Genomic DNA, 1425 nt, shown 5'->3' with positions numbered 1-1425 from the left:
AATTCGGGAAAATCATTAGATATTATTGAAATTGACGCCGCTTCCAACACCGGAGTGGATAATATCAGAGAATTGCGAGAAACAGTGGCACTGTCTCCGTCTTCTTTGAGATATAAAATATATATAATTGATGAAGCGCATATGCTTTCTACCGGAGCTTTTAACGCTCTTTTGAAAACGCTTGAAGAACCGCCCGCTTTTGTGATTTTCATTTTAGCCACAACAGAAATTCATAAAATTCCCGATACCATTATTTCCCGCTGTCAAAGATTTGATTTCACTCGCCTTTCCTTTTCTCACATAATTGAAAAACTTTCTCTTATCGCTAAAAAGGAAAAAGTGCAGATTGAAAAAGAAGCGTTAGAAATGATCGCTCTCGCCTCAGAAGGAGGAATGCGAGACGCCGAATCTCTTTTAGGACAAATAATCTCGCTGGAAGATAAAAACATCACCGCTAAAGAAGTTCAAGAAATTACCGGATCTTCCGACAAAAAAAATGTCGCGATTTTGGCAAAGTGCATCATTGAAAAAAAATCCTCGCAAGCTATTTCTGTTATAAATGAACTTTCAGCAGACGGAATTGATCTTCAAGTCTTGGCAAAGTCAACTATCAATTATTTGCGTCAAGTATTGCTTTTGAAAGTAAGTCCTCAATTGAAAAAATACCTCTCCTATGAATTAACTGCGGAACAAATTGAAAAAATGATTGATTTGACAAAAATTTCCCAAACGGAAGAAATCGTTTCCGCAATAGATTTTTTGAATGAAGCGCAAAACAAAATTTCTTCTTCCGTTATTCCCCAACTCCCTTTAGAAATGGCCGTTATAAAATCCACCGGAAAAATTCCTTCCCGGAAAAAAGAGAATGAAATGGAAAGAAAATTTTTTGAAGAAGAAAAATTGACTTCTTCCTCCGGCTCTATTTTAGAAAAAGAAGAGGAAAAAATTTTGAAACAAGAAACTTCTGAAAAGGAGGAAAATAGACAAGAAAAAATTTCTCCCGTTCCCGCGCCGAAAGCTCTCTTAAAAGAAAAACAAGAATTGGAAGAAAAAAAAGAAATTAATCCGGATTTGGATATTGAAAAAATAAGACTGAATTGGAAAAAACTGCTTTTAGACATTCATCCTTATAATCATTCCCTTTCCGCTTTTCTCTCTAATTGTGTCGCCAAAAAATTGGAAAAAAACAAAGTTATTCTAGCGACTCCCTATTCTTTTTATCAAGAAAAACTCAGCGCTCCTGAAAACCGATTGACAATAGAAAAAGTGCTTGGTAACATACTAAAAGCAAATGTTTACATAGAAGTTGAAATAGATAGGAATGTTGTCGCGCCAAAAGAAGAAAAAACTCCGGAAAAAGAAGGGCGACAAGATTCTTTGATAGATGACGCGCTGGAAATTATGGGAGGAAAAATTGTTGAACAA

Annotated in this window: 1 protein-coding gene; it reads left to right on the top strand. The window is 35.4% G+C overall.

Annotation, left to right across the window (positions count from 1 at the left end; all coding sequences use genetic code 11):
• Positions 1–54: 54 nt before the first annotated feature.
• Positions 55–1425 (top strand): DNA polymerase III subunit gamma/tau (dnaX, locus tag COZ07_RS07430; RefSeq protein ID WP_406607939.1); only part of this gene is annotated, 1371 nt, incomplete at its 3' end.

Source organism: Candidatus Infernicultor aquiphilus (assembly GCF_002784285.1).
GTDB classification, from domain to species: Bacteria; Atribacterota; Phoenicimicrobiia; order Phoenicimicrobiales; family Phoenicimicrobiaceae; genus Infernicultor; species Infernicultor aquiphilus.
Note: the sequence above shows the minus strand (reverse complement) of the source record. Positions and strands in the feature narration are given on the sequence as shown.